This window comes from Streptomyces sp. NPDC050448 (assembly GCF_040655295.1).
Classification (GTDB): Bacteria; Actinomycetota; Actinomycetes; order Streptomycetales; family Streptomycetaceae; genus Streptomyces.
Map to the genome: position 1 here is coordinate 426248 of NZ_JBFAJR010000002.1, position 15130 is coordinate 441377.

15 protein-coding genes and 1 pseudogene are annotated in these 15130 nt (G+C 72.0%); 7 read left to right on the plus strand and 9 right to left on the minus strand.

The window, feature by feature from the left end:
* Positions 1-6: 6 nt before the first annotated feature.
* Genes AB0I68_RS04765 through AB0I68_RS04795 form a run of 7 tightly spaced genes read right to left on the minus strand, consistent with a single transcriptional unit; the run spans position 7 to position 6076 of the window.
* Positions 7-945 (minus strand): type II secretion system F family protein, encoded by a 939-nt coding sequence (locus AB0I68_RS04765; RefSeq protein ID WP_363175712.1) that lies wholly within the window; start codon positions 943-945, stop codon positions 7-9.
* A complete protein-coding gene (locus AB0I68_RS04770) occupies positions 942-2288 on the minus strand; it encodes a CpaF family protein (RefSeq protein WP_363175713.1) in 1347 nt (448 codons plus the stop codon). Before AB0I68_RS04770 ends, AB0I68_RS04765 begins: the two co-directional genes overlap by 4 nt.
* The gene (locus tag AB0I68_RS04775; protein WP_363175714.1) at positions 2285-2668 is read right to left on the minus strand and encodes a TadE/TadG family type IV pilus assembly protein; all 384 of its coding nucleotides are present in this window, start codon (positions 2666-2668) and stop codon (positions 2285-2287) included. The genes AB0I68_RS04770 and AB0I68_RS04775 overlap by 4 nt, the downstream gene beginning before the upstream one ends.
* Before the next feature lies 1 nt (position 2669).
* On the minus strand, positions 2670-3056 hold the full coding sequence (locus tag AB0I68_RS04780; RefSeq protein WP_363175715.1) for a TadE/TadG family type IV pilus assembly protein: 387 nt from the start codon (positions 3054-3056) through the stop codon (positions 2670-2672).
* Positions 3057-3059: 3 nt separating this feature from the next.
* The gene (locus AB0I68_RS04785) at positions 3060-4373 is read right to left on the minus strand and encodes an AAA family ATPase (protein ID WP_363175716.1); all 1314 of its coding nucleotides are present in this window, start codon (positions 4371-4373) and stop codon (positions 3060-3062) included.
* Between the two features lie 7 nt (positions 4374-4380).
* Positions 4381-5082: a Flp pilus assembly protein CpaB gene (cpaB, locus tag AB0I68_RS04790; protein WP_363175717.1), complete on the minus strand. Its 702-nt coding sequence runs from the start codon at positions 5080-5082 to the stop codon at positions 4381-4383.
* A gap of 40 nt (positions 5083-5122) precedes the next feature.
* Positions 5123-6076, minus strand: coding sequence for a hypothetical protein (locus tag AB0I68_RS04795; protein WP_363175718.1), 954 nt, complete (start codon positions 6074-6076; stop codon positions 5123-5125).
* A gap of 380 nt (positions 6077-6456) precedes the next feature.
* Between AB0I68_RS04795 and AB0I68_RS04800 the strand changes: the two genes are divergently transcribed.
* A complete protein-coding gene (locus AB0I68_RS04800; protein WP_363175719.1) occupies positions 6457-8151 on the plus strand; it encodes a glycoside hydrolase family 18 protein in 1695 nt (564 codons plus the stop codon).
* A gap of 125 nt (positions 8152-8276) precedes the next feature.
* The gene (locus tag AB0I68_RS04805) at positions 8277-9614 is read left to right on the plus strand and encodes a M14 family metallopeptidase (RefSeq protein ID WP_363175720.1); all 1338 of its coding nucleotides are present in this window, start codon (positions 8277-8279) and stop codon (positions 9612-9614) included.
* Between the two features lie 129 nt (positions 9615-9743).
* On the opposite strand, the gene AB0I68_RS04810 is transcribed toward AB0I68_RS04805, so the two are convergent.
* Complete coding sequence (locus AB0I68_RS04810) at positions 9744-10505, minus strand: IclR family transcriptional regulator (RefSeq protein WP_363175721.1); 762 nt, start codon at positions 10503-10505, stop codon at positions 9744-9746.
* Positions 10506-10637: 132 nt separating this feature from the next.
* Between AB0I68_RS04810 and AB0I68_RS04815 the strand changes: the two genes are divergently transcribed.
* The 4 genes and pseudogenes from AB0I68_RS04815 to AB0I68_RS04830 all read left to right on the plus strand — a co-directional run bounded on the left by AB0I68_RS04815 (position 10638) and on the right by AB0I68_RS04830 (position 13772).
* Complete coding sequence (locus tag AB0I68_RS04815) at positions 10638-11918, plus strand: amino acid deaminase (protein ID WP_363175722.1); 1281 nt, start codon at positions 10638-10640, stop codon at positions 11916-11918.
* A 94-nt stretch (positions 11919-12012) separates the two neighbouring features.
* Positions 12013-12309, plus strand: a pseudogene (locus AB0I68_RS04820) (D-aminoacylase); the annotation flags it as partial.
* Between the two features lie 125 nt (positions 12310-12434).
* Entirely contained in the window at positions 12435-13445 is a 1011-nt protein-coding gene (locus tag AB0I68_RS04825) for a YdcF family protein (RefSeq protein WP_363175723.1), read from the plus strand.
* 141 nt (positions 13446-13586) lie between these two features.
* Complete coding sequence (locus AB0I68_RS04830) at positions 13587-13772, plus strand: hypothetical protein (protein WP_363175724.1); 186 nt, start codon at positions 13587-13589, stop codon at positions 13770-13772.
* A 103-nt stretch (positions 13773-13875) separates the two neighbouring features.
* On the opposite strand, the gene AB0I68_RS04835 is transcribed toward AB0I68_RS04830, so the two are convergent.
* Positions 13876-14442 carry a hypothetical protein gene (locus tag AB0I68_RS04835; RefSeq protein WP_363175725.1) on the minus strand — a complete coding sequence of 189 codons (567 nt, stop codon included), beginning with the start codon at positions 14440-14442 and terminating at the stop codon, positions 13876-13878.
* 136 nt (positions 14443-14578) lie between these two features.
* Between AB0I68_RS04835 and AB0I68_RS04840 the strand changes: the two genes are divergently transcribed.
* Complete coding sequence (locus tag AB0I68_RS04840) at positions 14579-15037, plus strand: nitroreductase family deazaflavin-dependent oxidoreductase (RefSeq protein ID WP_363175726.1); 459 nt, start codon at positions 14579-14581, stop codon at positions 15035-15037.
* Positions 15038-15130 lie beyond the last annotated feature (93 nt).

Here is a 15130-nt window from a genome sequence, read left to right on the forward strand (position 1 = left end):
GCCCCCTCAGACGTCGATCTTCGAGAGGCGGCGGATCAGGACGAAGCCGAGCGTGAAGAGCCCGATCGCCACCAGCACCGCCGTCTGGCCGATGAACGCGCCGGTCATCCGGTCCAGCGCGCCCGGCATCATCACGTTCACCAGCAGCAGCGAGCCGAGTCCGATCGCCGGCACCAGATAGGCCGTCACGGTCACCTGGGACAGCTGGGTGCGGATCTCGCGCCGCGTCTCCTTGCGCTGCTCCAGCGTGACGGTGAGGTTGCGCAGGCTGCCGACGATCGCGCCGCCCGCCCGCGCGGACAGGACGAGGGTGGAGACGAGCACGACCAGTTCCCGGGAGGGAAGCCGCTGCGCGATCTCGCCGAGCGAGTCCTCGATGGAGTGGCCGACGGCGAGGCGGTCGGCGACGCGCGCGAGCTCCTCGCCGGCCGGGGCCTCGAGCTCCTCGGCCGCTATGGCGATGGCCGTACGCAGCGCCAGCCCGGCCTGGGTGGCATTGGCGAGGATGCGGGCTAGCTCGGGGAGCTGGTTGATGAACCGTTCGGTACGGCGTGCCCGCTGCCAGTTGAGGAAGGCGTTCGCCGCCCACAGGCCGATCAGGCCGGCCACCGGGCCGAAGAACGGGGCCAGGAAGCTCGCCGCGACGAGCCATACGCCGGCGACGGACATCAGCATGTAGACGAAGAACTCGCCGGGGGTGAGGTCCAGGCCGGTCACGGCCAGCTTCACCTCGATCCGCTTGCCGAGCGCGGTCTTGCGCAGGCGCCGGTCCACGCCGGGGAAGCGGCGCCTGCGGCCCGCCGGCTCCGGTGCGCCGTCCGTGGCGAGGCGTTCGATGAGGGCGGCGCGCTGGGCGCGGCCGGCGGCGTAGGCGTGGACGCCCGCGACCACGAGGACGCAGGCCAGCAGCGTGGCGCCGAGGGTGAGGAGGATCAGTGGGTTCACAGGGCTGTCCGGGAGATGCGGGTGGCGAGCTGGTCGTCGGACACGGCGACCCCGAAGGCCTGCGGGATCGGCTGGTTGTTCATGTAGAGGCGGTCCGCGATCCGGCGCGGCAGCGGGTAGTACTCGAAGTAGCCGTGGACGCGGCCGTCGGCGCCCATCGGCTGGGCGGCGAACCGGCAGACGGTGGTGATGCGGAAGGGCTCGCGGCCGTGCGAGTCGAGGATGGAGATCTCCGTGACGCGGCGCGAGCCGTCGCCGAAGCGGGTCAGCTGGACGACCACGTTCACCGCGCTGTTGATCTGGTCCTGGAGGGCCTCGAAGGGGACTTCCACCTCGGACATCGAGGCGAGGGTCTGGAGGCGCATCAGGGCGTCCTCGGCGCTGTTCGCGTGGACGGTGGCCAGGGAGCCGTCGTGGCCGGTCGACATCGCCTGGAGCATGTCGAGGGTCTCGCCGCCACGGACCTCGCCGACGATGATGCGGTCGGGGCGCATGCGCAGGGAGTTGCGTACGAGGTCGCGGATGGTGATCCGGCCCTTGCCCTCCACGTTCGCCGGGCGGGACTCGAGGCGGATGACGTGCGCCTGCTGGAGCTGGAGCTCCGCCGAGTCCTCGATGGTGATGATCCGCTCGCCCTCCGGGATCAGGCCGGAGAGGGCGTTGAGGAGCGTGGTCTTCCCGGTGCCGGTGGCCCCCGACACGATGACGTTCATCTTCGCCTGGACCAGACCGGACAGCAGCAGGAGCATCTGTTCGTCCAGCGAGCCGAGGCCGATCATCTCGTGCAGGGTGAACGCGCGCGGGAAGCGGCGGATCGTGAGGGTGGCCCCGGTCAGGGACAGCGGCGGGATGATCACGTTGACGCGCTCGCCGCTGGGGAGGCGGGCGTCGACCATCGGATTGGCCTCGTCCACACGGCGGTTGACGGTGGAGACGATGCGCTCGATGGTCTGCATCAGCTGGTCGTGCGAGGCGAAGCGCAGGGGGAGTTGCTCCACCCGGCCGGCGCGCTCGACGAAGATCTGGTCCGGGCCGTTGACCATGATCTCGGAGATCGAGGGGTCTTCGAGGAGCGGTTCGAGCACACCGAGGCCGAGCGCCTCGTCCACGACCCGGCGGATCAGCTGCGCCCGCTCGACGGTGGAGAGCACCGGCCCCTCGCGGCTGATGATGTGGCCGAGTACGCGCTCGAGCCGGGCCCGGCGCTCGGCGGGCGCGAGCGCCGACATCTCGGCGAGGTCGATCTCCTCCAGCAGCTTCGCCCGGTACGCGGAGACCAGCCGGCCGTCCTCGCGGGGGCTGTGCCGGTCGTCGGGGGTGCTGACCCGGGAACGCAAACTCATGGTCCGGTCACCTTCGGGTCGTCGTTGGGCATGATCGCCGTGGCCTTGGCCGGGTCGATGGAGAGGCCGGGCACGATGGACTTGATCGGGATCGTGACCCTCGCGGTGACCGCGTCGGGGCCCGAGGCCACGTCGACCGTCGCGTCGAGGCCGGAGCTGATGGCCGCCGCGCCCGCCGCCGACCCGGCGCCCGGCTTGCGGGCCTCCACGCGTGCGGCGGTGCGGGCAGCGGTCTCGGCCTGCTGGTGGACGTAGCCGACCCAGCCGAGCTGGATCCCGCACAGCGCGACGAACAGCAGAATGGGAATGAACCCGATGTACTCCAGGGCCACTTGGCCCTGGTCCTTGTTCGCGGAGCGCCAATTCCGGTGCCGGTTCATGTCACTCCTTCTCCTTCTCGTTCGACGAGCCGCCCACACCCGTGATGGGGGTACCGATGTCCAGGCCCGGGAAGAAGACCGGGAGGTTGAGCTCCACGGTCGCCTTGTAGACGTCGCCCGACGGATCGCATCTCACGCGCATGGTCCAGGCGCCCCCGACGTGCCGACGCGCAGCGGCATCGCACGCCCCGCCACCGTGCACCGCCCCCGCCCGCGCCGCCTCGTCCGCCGCGTTGCCCGCCAGGGAGAACGCGTACCCGATCAGGACGCACTCCCACACCGCCGCCACGAGCAGCAGGATCAGCGGCACCATGCCGACGAACTCGATCGCCACCTGCCCGCGATCGCCCCGGGCGGCACCGGCGCGGACGGGTCTGCGCGCGGGCACGCGTCAGCCCTCCCGGCCGCGGCGCAGCCAGGGGCCCGCCGCGCCCCGGTCGCCGCCCCGCAGGCGTGCCACCGGGCCGGAGGGCCGTACCGCCAGGGCCGCGCCCGGTGTCCCCGCGGGCGCGTCCTGCGGCTCTGCCGAGGCCGGGGGTGTCAGCAGGCCCAGTTCTCCCGCCAGGGTCCACAGGGCCTGCTTCACGCTGGAGCGGTTGTCGAGGTCCTGCACCCGTCCCGCGTCCACGACGGCCTGGAGCTCCTTGAAGGCCGCCGGCACCGGGGTCCGGGTGGCCCGGGTCTTCGTGATCTTCTCGATCAGCGAGGGCTGGATCTCCGTGTGCTTGCTCCAGCGGTTGACCACCATCGCGGTGTCCTCCGCCTTGCGGACCTGGAGCCGCTCCCACATCCGGACCAGCCGCTTCGCCGCCCGTACGGAGACCACGTCCGGGGTGGTGACCAGGACGGCCACGTCGGCCATCTCCACCGCGGCCGCGTTGGCGCCCGTCACCTGGGTGCCGCAGTCGATGACGACCAGCTCGTACCGGCTGCGCAGGGCGCCGACGATGTGCCGGGCGGCCCGTTCGTCGACCTCCTCGCCCCGCTCGCCGTCCGCCGGGGCCAGCAGCAGTGCCAGCCCGGTCCGGTCGTCGTACACCGCGTCCTGGAGCACCCGCGGCGAGATGTCCTGGATCCCGGCGAGGTCGGCGATGGAGCGCCGGAACTGCACGTCGAGGTACGAGCCGACGTCGCCGGCCTGGAGGTCCATGTCGACCAGGGCCGTACGCCGCCCCGAGGCGGCCGCGGCCAGCGCGAACTGCACGGCGGTGAAGGTGGTGCCGACGCCGCCCTTGGCTCCGGTGACGGTGACCACCTTGCCGCCGGGGCCGGTGAACACGTCGGCTCCCCGGCCCAGGTGGCGGCGTACGCCCACGGACCACTGGGCGGCGGACTGGACGCGGGCGGCGAGTTCCTCGTACGCGAGCGGCAGCCCGATCAGACCCCGCGCGCCCGAGTCCATGGCGGCGGAGAACAGCGCCGGGCCCGCGTCCGAGGACACCAGCACCACACCCACCGCCGGGAAGCGGAGCGCGACCTCGCGGATGAGGTCGAGCGCGGGCACCGGGCCGATCCGCTCGTGGACGAGGACCACCTCGGGCAGTTCGTCGATGGACTCGGCGGCCAGCCGCCCCAGGGTGTCCAGCAGTGCGGTGGAGTCGGGGACCGGGGCGCCCGGCTCGGCGGCCGGGAGCTGGCTGAGGAGGGTGGAGATGGCGCGGGCGGCGTCCGGGTCGCCGGCCGCGGGGAGGATTCGGGTGGTCATCCGGGCCTCACTTGTCCCCGTCGAGGGTGTACGTGCGGTCGCCCGCGCCGGGCGCGGAGTCGGTGCCGGGGGCCACCAGGGCCAGGCGTACGTGCTCCGCGAAGGACTCGGCGTACGCGACGCGCTGGGTGTCCTTGGTGTTCAGGGCGAAGGTGATCGGGACCGCCTCGGCGGGGCCCTTCTTGTCGCTGTCCTTGTCGAGGGCGGTGAGCTTGCCGACGTTCAGGACGCGGGCGTTGGCCACGATGATCACCGACCGCGAGGGCTCAGTGTCCTTCGCGCCCTTGAAGGTGGCGATGATGTTGACCTTGGCCCCGGAGTAGATCTTGCCGGCCACGCCGGTCGCCGCGTCGATCATGATGGCGATCTCCTGTTCCCCGGGCTGGAGCTGCGGCTTGTCGACGAACATGTCCGCCTGGAGCAGCGAGCCCTTGCGCAGGGTGGTGAGCGCGATCTTGTCCTTGAGCTGCCCGAGGTCGGTGACGGCGGTGTCGGACAGCCAGCGCTTGGGAATGGAGACTTCCTCGAACTGGCCCGCCGACAGCGGGCTGTACGGCGCGATGTCGCCCTTGGCGCGGTAGGCGACGACCTCGGCCCCGACCTTGGAATTGACGTCGCCGATCACCACGAGGACCCCGCCGAACGCCGCGAGGGCGCACAGGACCGACAGGATCAGCAGGATGACGCCGCGGCGCTGGCGTGAGTTCATGGACCGTACTACCTCGCCGTTCTTCGTTCGTTCGGGCCGGTCAGTGTCTTGGTCCGGGGGAACCCGCGGAGGCGGAGCCGGCGAACGGGGATGCCGTCCGGCCGCCCCCGTCCTCGGCCGGCGGCGGTGCGGCCAGCGGTGCGGCGCAGAAGCCGCAGCGGTCGCCGATGAGCTCGAGGCCGCACCAGTGGCACTGCTCGCGCCGGACGGAGGCGACCAGCTGGTAGAGCACGGACAGGTCCGGGATGGCGGCGGCGAATTCCACGAGCTTCGCCGTGGCCCACCAGGCGGGCGAGTCGGCCGGGAGCGGGTTCTCCATCACGCCCTGGACCCGCCAGGCGGGGGCGAGTTCGGCCGCCACCCAGTCGGAGGCGAGCTGGCCGCGGGCGAAGGTGAGGTGGGTGGCGAACTCGGGGCCGGGCGGCAGCGCGGCGCCCCCGCCGCGCCCGCCCCCGCCGCGCCCTCCGTGGGCCCCGCCGCCGGAGCCGCCCAGCTTGGCCAGGTGCGGGGTCGGGTGGGCCAGTACGGCGAACTGCGCGGTCGGCGACCACGAGCGCGCGTGGGCCTTGAGGCCGACGGCGACCCGGTCCAGTTTGGCGACGGAGCCCAGCAGCGCTCCCGCGTAGATGTAGTGGGACAGCAGCCGGGCCGCGGAGGCGATGACCCCGGGGCTGAAGTCGCAGACGCTGAGCTGGCGCAGCTGACGTACCAGCAGGGCCGTGGCCAGCGGGGGCAGATCGATGTCGAGGAGCGCGATCCGGTCGGTTTCGAGGATGGACCGCACCGTGTGCAGCCGCTGGACGGTCGCCGTCGGCAGCCAGGGCGGTACGACGGCCACGAGATGGCCGTGGCGCTCCAGCAGGGCGCTCGTCTCGGCGAGCGCGCCCGCCAGGTCGAGCTGTCCCGGCGGGTGCAGCACGACGGCCGGCGGCGTGTGCCGGTCAGGGGCCGGCAGCACCAGATCGGCGCTGGTGACGGCAATGGCGGTCGGCACGCGAATCCCCCTGTTCACCCCGTACGCCCCATACGTCGGCACCGCCGCCACGTCCGCGCACCCCTGCGCGACCGCAAACGATCGGTGCCCTTCCCCCTTGCCCCAGCACCATATCCGCGTCGTCCCTGGCAGGGCAGGGCCTTGGGAATTCCCGTGCTGCGAGCGCCTGTCACAGGTGGCGGGAAACCCGGACAACCGGGATCGGAGGCCCGATCGATTCAAGCCACATTGCAAAGAGCCTTGACACGGAGATTGGTCTGGACCAACTTGGGGCCACCACGGCAACGTGTCCATCGGGGTTCCCCCACGTACGCCCCGAGGCGTTTCTCCACCTGTCCCACCACCCCCTTCACATCCCCTTCTCCCCCCACGGAGACCACGTGAACCGCATACGCCCGCTCGCCCTCCTGGGCGCCGCCGCCCTCGCCGCAGGCGGCCTGACCGCCCTCACCACCGGCACCGCGCAGGCCGCCGACGTCAACGTCGCCCGCAACGGAGGCTTCGAGTCCGGTCTCGCCGGCTGGACTTGCACCTCCGGGGGCGGCGCCGTCGTCCCCTCGCCCGTGTACGCCGGGTCCGGCGCCCTCAAGGGCACACCGGCGGGCCAGGACGACGCGCAGTGCAGTCAGACCGTCACGGTCAAGCCGAACTCGACGTACACGCTCAGCGAGCAGGTGCAGGGCTCGTACGTGTACCTCGGTGCGACCGGGACCGGCACGCAGGACGTGTCCACCTGGACCCCCGGCTCGGGCGGCGGCTGGCAGAAGCTGTCGGCCACCTTCACCACGGGCCCGAACACCACCCAGGTCACCGTGTGGACGCACGGCTGGTACGGACAGCCCGCCTACGTCGTCGACGACTTCGGCGTCTTCGGCCCGGACGGGGGCGGCGGCACCGACCCCGGCCCCTCCGTCCCCGGCGCCCCGGCCGGTACCGCCGTTTCCGGCCAGAGCGCGAACGGGCTCACCCTTTCGTGGAACGCAGTCGGCGGGGCCACCGGCTACCACGTCTACCAGGACGGCGTCCGCGTCCGAACCGCGTCCGGCTCCCCCGCGCAGATCACCGGGCTGGCCGCCGCCACCTCGTACTCCTTCCAGGTGAGCGCGTACAACGCGGCGGGCGAGGGCCCGAAGTCGGCGGCGGTGACCGGCACGACGGCCGGCGGCGGGAACCCGGACCCGAACCCCTCGGTCCCCCGGCACGCACTGACCGGCTACTGGCAGAACTTCAACAACGGCGCGGCCGTCCAGAAGATCTCCGACGTGTCGCCCCAGTACGACATCATCGCGGTCTCCTTCGCCGACGCCACGACCACGCCCGGGGCCATCGCCTTCACCCTCGACTCGGCCGGCCTCGGCGGCTACACGGCCGCGCAGTTCAAGGCGGACATCGCCGCGAAGAAGGCGGCCGGCACGTCGGTCATCCTCTCCATCGGCGGCGAGAAGGGCACCATCTCGGTCAACGACCCGGCCTCCGCGAACAACCTGGCGAATTCGGCGTACGCGCTGATGCAGGAGTACGGCTTCAGCGGGATCGACATCGACCTGGAGAACGGCCTCAACCCGACATACATGACGCAGGCGCTGCGCTCACTGTCCGCCAAGGCGGGTTCCTCGCTCGTCATCACGATGGCCCCGCAGACCATCGACATGCAGTCGACGGCGGGCGGCTACTTCAAGACGGCGCTGAACATCAAGGACATCCTCACCGTCGTCAACATGCAGTACTACAACAGCGGCTCGATGAACGGCTGCGACGGCAAGGTCTACTCGCAGGGCTCGGTGGACTTCCTCACCGCGCTGGCCTGCATCCAGCTGGAGGGCGGCCTCGACCCGTCGCAGGTGGGCATCGGCGTCCCGGCCTCGCCGAGCGGCGCGGGCAGCGGCTACGTCTCCCCGACCGTCGTGAACAACGCCCTGGACTGTCTGGCCAGGGGCGCGAACTGCGGATCCTTCAAGCCCTCGAGGACCTACCCGGGGCTGCGCGGTGCGATGACCTGGTCGACCAACTGGGACGCCACGGCGGGTGGCGCTTGGTCCAACGCGGTGGGTCCGAAGGTTCACAGCCTGCCCTAGGCGGTACGTGTGGGGGTGGCCGTCCCGGCGTTTTGGCCGAATTGCAATTCTTGACCGGGACATGCCACAAGAGCACGCTGTGCGCGTCCGCACGGCTACCCCCACACTCCCACCGAGGAGAACGCATGCGGCTCCACACACGACGCAGGGCCGCCGTCACGGCGGCCCTGCTCGCTCTCGCGCTCGGCGCACCCGCCTACGGCATGAGCGCGACGGCGGCCCCACCGCCCGCCCCGTCGACCGCCACCCAGGACGAGGCCATCGTCCAGTACGAGATCAAGGGCCCGTCCACGGCGGCCGAGCGGACGGCCCTGCTCCGTACGGGGGTCTCGATCGACGAGGTCGACGCCCGCTCGGTCGTCGTCAGCGCCGACCCCATGCAGGCCAAGGCCCTGCGGGCGCTCGGGTACAAGCTGACCGCGCTGCCCGGGCCGCCGGACCGCTCCGAACGGGGCGTCGCGGCGAGCCCGATGGACTTCCCGTCCAAGGACTCGATGTACCACAACTACGCCGAGGCGACCGCGGAGATCGACCAGCGCATCGCGCAGTACCCCTCGATCATGAGCAAGAAGGTGATCGGAAAGTCGTTCCAGGGCCGGGACATCGTCGCCATCAAGATCAGCGACAACGTAGCGACCGACGAGAACGAGCCCGAGGTGCTCTTCACGCACCACCAGCACGCGCGCGAGCACCTGACCGTCGAGATGGCTCTCTACCTGCTCAAGGAGTTCGGCTCCAAGTACGGCACCGACCCGCGGATCACCAACATGGTCAACAGCCGCGAGATCTGGATCGTGCCGGACGTCAACCCGGACGGCGGCGAGTACGACATCGCGACCGGCTCCTACCGCTCCTGGCGCAAGAACCGCCAGCCGAACTCCGGCTCCTCGTACGTCGGCACCGACGAGAACCGGAACTGGGACTACAAGTGGGGCTGCTGCGGCGGCTCGAGCAGCAGCAAGAGCTCCGAGACCTACCGCGGCGCGGCCGGCGAGTCGGCCCCCGAGGTGAAGGTGGTCGCGGACTTCGTCCGCAGCCGCGTGGTCGGCGGCAAGCAGCAGATCACCGCCGCCATCGACTTCCACACGTACAGCGAGCTGGTGCTGTGGCCGTTCGGCTGGACGTACGACGACACTGCGCCGGGCATGACCGCCGACGACCTCGCCGTGTACAAGACCATCGGCACGAGCATGGCCACCAGCAACGGCTACACCCCGGAGCAGTCGAGCGACCTTTACATCACGGACGGGACGATCGACGACTGGCTGTGGGGCAACCAGAAGATCTTCGCCTACACCTTCGAGATGTACCCGTCCGACACCGGCGGCGGGGGCGGCTTCTACCCGCCGGACGAGGTGATCGACCGCGAGACGGCACGCAACCGCGACGCCGTCCTGCAACTGCTGGAGAACGCGGACTGCATGTACCGCTCGATCGGCAAGCAGTCGCAGTACTGCGTCTGACGGCCGGCCGGTCCCGGGGCGCCCTACCGCCAGGGGGGCGCCCTTTCGGCAATGTTCCCTTGCGCACGCCGTGCGAGAACTTCGCGGGCGGGGTGGTGTGGGTGCCGGGCGTGATGGCGGTCTTCTCGGTCACGGGGTGTCGTCCTTCTGCGGGGAGCCGGAGTACTCCCGGCTGACGGTGTCGGCGGTGCGCAGGACCAGGGGCAGCAGTTCGAGCAGCCCCTCGGCGGTGACGACCACGCTGGGCGCGGAGACGGACAGCGCGGCGACGACCCGCCCGTCCGGCCCGTGCACGGGCGCGCCGACGCAGTTGACCGACTCCTCGTGCCCGCCCAGGTCGGTGGCCCAGCCCTGTTCCCGTACGAGGGCCAGCTCGCGCAGGAAGGCCTGTGCGTCGGGGGTGGAGCGGGCGGTGTAGCGGGGGTAGTCGATGCGCTCGGCGAGGCTGCGGCGCTCCGTCTCGGGGAGGTCGGCGAGCAGCAGCTTCGCGACGGCGGCGACGGTGAGCGGCACGGGCTTGCCGATGCGGGAGTACATCCGGACGGGGTGGCGGCTCTCGACCTTGTCGATGTAGACGACCTCGTCGTCCTGGTGGAGCGCGAGGTGCACGGTGTGCCCGGTGAGCCTGCCCAGCTCGACGAGGTGGGGGTGGGCGACGGCGCGGACGTCCACGTTCTCGAGGGCCTGCGCGGCGAGCGCGAAGAGCTGCGCCCCCAGCCGGTAGCAGCCGTCCGGCTGCCGGTAGACGAATCCGTGCTCGTGCAGGGTGCGCAGCAGCCGCAGGGCCGTGCTCTTGTGCACGCCGAGCTCCTCGGCCACCTCGCCGAGGCCCGCCGGGCCCTTCGCCAGCAGCGGCATGATCCGGAGAGCCCGCTCCACCGACTGGCTCACGCCATGTCCCTTCGTCCCGCCCGCTGCCGCTGCGCGGGACGGCGTTGACCCATCGTCATCGAGGATGCTAGACAGCAAGCGCCAGATACCGCAACGGCCGTTGCAGTGAATGCAACGCGAGGAGGATTCCGCATGGGCAGCGACGCAGTACGACGGCTCGCCGACGAACCGGTCGACCACCGCTTCAAGGGGCTGCCCCCCGACGCCGAACGGGCCTCCCTCACCGTCGGGCAGCTCGCCGCCGAGAAGCGGGACCTCTACACCGGCGGGTTCACCACCCCCGTCCTCACGCTCGACGCCGATGCGCTGGAGCACAACCTCACCGCCCTCGGTGCGTACGCCGCCCGCCACGGCCTCGCCTTCGCCCCGCACGGCAAGACCTGCATGGCGCCGCAGCTGTTCCAGCGCCAGCTCGAACACGGCGCCTGGGGCATCACCGCCGCGGTCCCCCACCAGGCCCGCGTCTACCGCGCCTTCGGCATCCAGCGGATCTTCCTGGCCAACGAGCTCGTCGATCCGGCCGCCCTGCGCTGGGTCGCCGCCGAGCTCGCCGCCGACCCCGGCTTCCGCTTCGTCTGCTACGTCGACTCCGTACGCGGCGTCCGGCTCATGGACCGGGCGCTGCAGGGGCAGCCCCAGGTCGTCGACGTCGTCATCGAGCTCGGCGCGGGCGAGGGCGCCCGTACCGGTGCGCGGACCGACGAGGACTGCCGGGCCGTCGCCGACGCCGTGGCCGAGGCCGCCTCCCTGCGCCTCGTCGGCATCGCCGGGTACGAGGCCGAGGTCCCCGGCGCCGACCCGGACTCCGTCCACGCGTACCTGCGCCGGATGACCGCCCTCGCCGTCGAGTTCGACCGGGACGGGCGGTTCGCCCCCGAGCTCGAGGAGATCGTCGTCAGCGCCGGCGGCTCCGCCTGGTTCGACGCCGTCGCCGACGTGTTCGCCGAGCTCCCGGAGCTGTCCCGACCCACGCTGCGGCTGCTGCGCTCCGGCGCGTACGTCTCCCACGACCACGGCTGGTACACCCGGCTCACCCCCTTCAACCGCGTCCCGGAGGAGGGCGGACTGCGCCCCGCCTTCCGGCTCTGGACCCAGGTCGTCTCCCGCCCCTCCCCCACGCAGGCGTTCGTCAATGCGGGCAAGCGCGACGTCGCCTACGACCTGGGGCTGCCGGAGGCCGAGCTGGTCCGCGACGCCCTCACCGGCGAGGAGCGCCCGGCCACCGGCATCAGCGTGGTCAAACTGTCGGACCAGCACGCCTGGCTGGAGACCGGCTCCGCCGACGACGTGAACGTCGGCGACTGGGTGGCGCTGGGCATGTCCCACCCCTGCACGATCTTCGAGAAGTGGCCGCTGATCCCGGTCGTCGAGGCCGACGGCACGGTCACCGACTACGTCCGGACCTTCTTCTAGCCGCGCCGGTGGACCTGGTGGTCCGCGGGGCCCGCGTCGTCGACGGCACGGGCGGGCCCTCGTACACCGCGGACGTGGGCGTCCACGAGGGCCGCCCGCCGAGCTCGACCGGATGCGCACGCTCGTCGCCGAGGGCCTCGCGCAGGGCGCGGTCGGCATGTCCTCCGGGCTCACCCACACCCCCGGCATGTACGCGTCCGGCGCCGAACTGACCGAGCTGTGCCGGGTGGTGGATGCGTACGGCGGGTACTACTGCCCGCACCACCGCTCGTACGGGCACGGCGCGCTCGACGCGTACGCCGAGATGGTCGGGCTGGCCCGGGAGGCGGGCTGCGCGCTCCATCTCGCCCACGCCACCATGAACTTCGGCGAGAACGAGGGCCGGGCCCCCGTGCTGCCACGGTCGGTTCGTGATGCGGGACGGGCGCAGGACGGACGTCCTGGCCGGCCAGCCGGTCCGCAGGACGCCGCACCACGGCCGTTGGGGGCGCACTCCGTCCGCCTACGATGGGCGGCATGCTCGCCTTTGTCCCCGCCGTGCTGTTTTTCGCCCTCTTCTGCGTGAGTGTGCGGGAGGACCGCAGGCGCTTCCGGAACGCCGTCCTCCTGGGCCTCACCTTGATATGCGGGTCGATCGGCCTGCTGTTCCAGATACCTGAGCTGCCGTCACCGCTGGATGCGATCGCGGTCCTGCTGGTGCTGGTCGTGCCGACGGTCGGCACGCTCGTACTCGGCGGCTACCTGATCCGCAACGGCCTGACGATGGTCCGCAAGGAAGGCCGCAGGCCGACCAATCTGCTGTCCATGGCGGCGGGCGTCGGGATCTTCGCGCTGATCGCGCTGGTCCTCGGGGTGGCCGGCCGGGGTTCCCGCGTCGTGGACACGATGGTGGCGGGCCTGGTCGCGCTCGTCGGCTACGTCTCCTTCATCTTTCTCTGCTTCCTCGCCTACGCCTTCCTCTACGGACGGATCACGGTGCGCGGCGACGTCGACTACGTGGTGATGCTGGGCTCCGGCCTCATCTGCGGCGAGCGGGTGCCCCCGCTGCTGGCCTCCCGGCTGGAGAAGGGCCGGCAGATCCACGCCGCCCAGGTGGCCCGCGGCGGCCGGGTGCCGCTGCTGCTGGTCTCGGGCGGGCAGGGGACGGACGAGAAGCTCTCGGAGGCGCGGGCGATGGCCGACTGGCTGATCGCGCAGGGGATCCCGGAGGAGCAGATACGGCTCGAGGACCGCTCCCGCACCACGAAGGAGAACCTCGCGTTCAGCCGCACGATCATGGCCGAGGCCGACCCCGGCTACCGCTGCGTGGTCGTCACCAACAACTTCCACGCCTTCCGGGCCGCGATGACGGCCCGCGTGGCCGGGGTCAACGGGCAGGTGCTGGGATCCCCGACCGCCACGTACTTCTGGCCGAGCGCCACCCTCCGCGAGTTCGTCGCCGTGTTCTGGGAGCACCGGGCGGTCAACCTCGGCATCTGCGCCGGGATCGCCGCCGTGACGGCGCTGGCGGCCGTCGCCTCGGCCTAGGGGGTGTCCGGCGGATCAGGGCCGGATAGCCCCTAGCGGACCGTGCGGGCCGGGCCTGGCCGGTTCTGGTCTGGCCGAGGTGCGTTCATGGCGATGTCGCCGGAGGATGAGGGAACCGGGGGCATTCCGAGGAGGTAACCGATGGACAGTGAATCGGACCAGCAGCCCAAGCGGCCGGCCAAGCTCTACAGCGGCGGGGAACGGCCGTACGACCCCGAGGACCTCGTGATGGTGCAAGGCATGGAGCCGACTCCGGAGCGGCTCGAGAAGGCGCGCCAGCTGATCGAGAAGGAGGGCCCGGCGGTCATCGAGCGCTACCTCCCGTAGCGAGGGCGGCCCCGCGCCACGAAAGCTGCTGGTGGCCCCGGCCGGGGGCGGCGCCCCGGGCCGGGGCCGCACGTCGACCGCTGCGAACGGCTGCGAACGGCTGCTACGAAACGCTGCCTGCGGCGGCGGGGGCGCCGGGCCCGGCGGCTGCGCGCAGGCTCCACCGGACCGAGCCGAGCAGCAGCGCTCCCGGAACGATCCCCGCGACCGCCGCGACGGCCGCCTGGGAGGAACCGCAGGCGCACAGCACCAGGCCCACGGCGCCGCACGCCGACATCGCCGCGGCCAGCCGGTTCAGCGACGGCATCCGCCAGACGGCCGCGAGCCCGAAGAAGTGCAGTCCGACCACGAGCGCGATCCAGGCGACCATGGCGTGCGGGGCGTGCAGCAGGTCGTTGATGACGATGATCCCGGCCGTCCCGGCGAGCACCTCGGCGCCCACCAGGTACCGGTAGCGCCGTCCGAAGTCCGTCCGCGCCGCAGTGTCCCCGCCCGCGGCCAGCGGGGGCGCGGGGCTGCGAAGCACCGTGCGGAGCACGGCCAGGAAGGCGATCAGCGCGAGCACCCGCAAGGGGATGGCGGCGGCTGTCGGCAGGGCGGCGGCGTTCACCTGGACGAAGGCGAGTCCGAAGGTCGCGCCGATGATCCGGCCGGTCTTCTCCCTTGTCATGGCCACAGTTTCACCGATGTGGATCACGGGGCAAAAAGACGGGCGGGGTGAGTGGCCGACCGCATCCAGAATCGGTGAAGGATCGTTAAGTCTCGCGGGGGTCTGACCGCGGGGGGCCTGACTCGGAGGCACCGCCATGCAGACGATCACCATCGACTGGGACCACCCCACCGACCCGAAGCCGGGCCGCGCACGGGACCACGTGCAGGACTACGTGACCACCGGCGGACTCGACGGCCACCTCTGGCACGGGGTCCCCACGCTCCTGCTCACCACGGTCGACCGCACCACGGGCCGGACCGCCCGGACCCCGCTGATCTACGTCGAGGACGCGGGCCGCCACATCGTGCTCGCGGCCGACTGGGGCGCCCCGGAGCACCCGGCCTGGTACCGGAACCTGAGCGCCCACCCGGAGGTCCGCCTCCAGGTCGGCGCGGCCGTCTTCCGGGCCACGGCCCGGACGGCCTGCCCGATGGAGCGGGACGTCTACTGGCCCGCGATGACGGCCCTGTGGCCCCTCTTCGACGACTACCGAACGGCGGCGGCCCCCCGCGACATCCCCCTGGTCATCCTGGAGCCGGGCGCCGGGCCCTGAGCGGCCGCGCCCCCGGCCGGGCGCGGCGCCGGCCCCCCGCGCGAGCCCGCCCGGCGCCAGCCCGGCCGGCGCCCGCCCGGCCCGATCGGGAGA

Bases quoted from the DNA above. Each gene is read 5' to 3' on its own strand.
- AB0I68_RS04770 (WP_363175713.1), bottom strand. From the start codon at position 2,288: ATGAGTTTGCGTTCCCGGGTCAGCACCCCCGACGACCGGCACAGCCCC.
- AB0I68_RS04775 (WP_363175714.1), bottom strand. From the start codon at position 2,668: ATGAACCGGCACCGGAATTGGCGCTCCGCGAACAAGGACCAGGGCCAA.
- AB0I68_RS04785 (WP_363175716.1), bottom strand. From the start codon at position 4,373: ATGACCACCCGAATCCTCCCCGCGGCCGGCGACCCGGACGCCGCCCGC.
- cpaB (WP_363175717.1), bottom strand. From the start codon at position 5,082: ATGAACTCACGCCAGCGCCGCGGCGTCATCCTGCTGATCCTGTCGGTC.
- AB0I68_RS04805 (WP_363175720.1), top strand. From the start codon at position 8,277: ATGCGGCTCCACACACGACGCAGGGCCGCCGTCACGGCGGCCCTGCTC.
- AB0I68_RS04815 (WP_363175722.1), top strand. From the start codon at position 10,638: ATGGGCAGCGACGCAGTACGACGGCTCGCCGACGAACCGGTCGACCAC.
- AB0I68_RS04825 (WP_363175723.1), top strand. From the start codon at position 12,435: ATGCTCGCCTTTGTCCCCGCCGTGCTGTTTTTCGCCCTCTTCTGCGTG.
- AB0I68_RS04830 (WP_363175724.1), top strand. From the start codon at position 13,587: ATGGACAGTGAATCGGACCAGCAGCCCAAGCGGCCGGCCAAGCTCTAC.
- AB0I68_RS04835 (WP_363175725.1), bottom strand. From the start codon at position 14,442: ATGACAAGGGAGAAGACCGGCCGGATCATCGGCGCGACCTTCGGACTC.
- AB0I68_RS04840 (WP_363175726.1), top strand. From the start codon at position 14,579: ATGCAGACGATCACCATCGACTGGGACCACCCCACCGACCCGAAGCCG.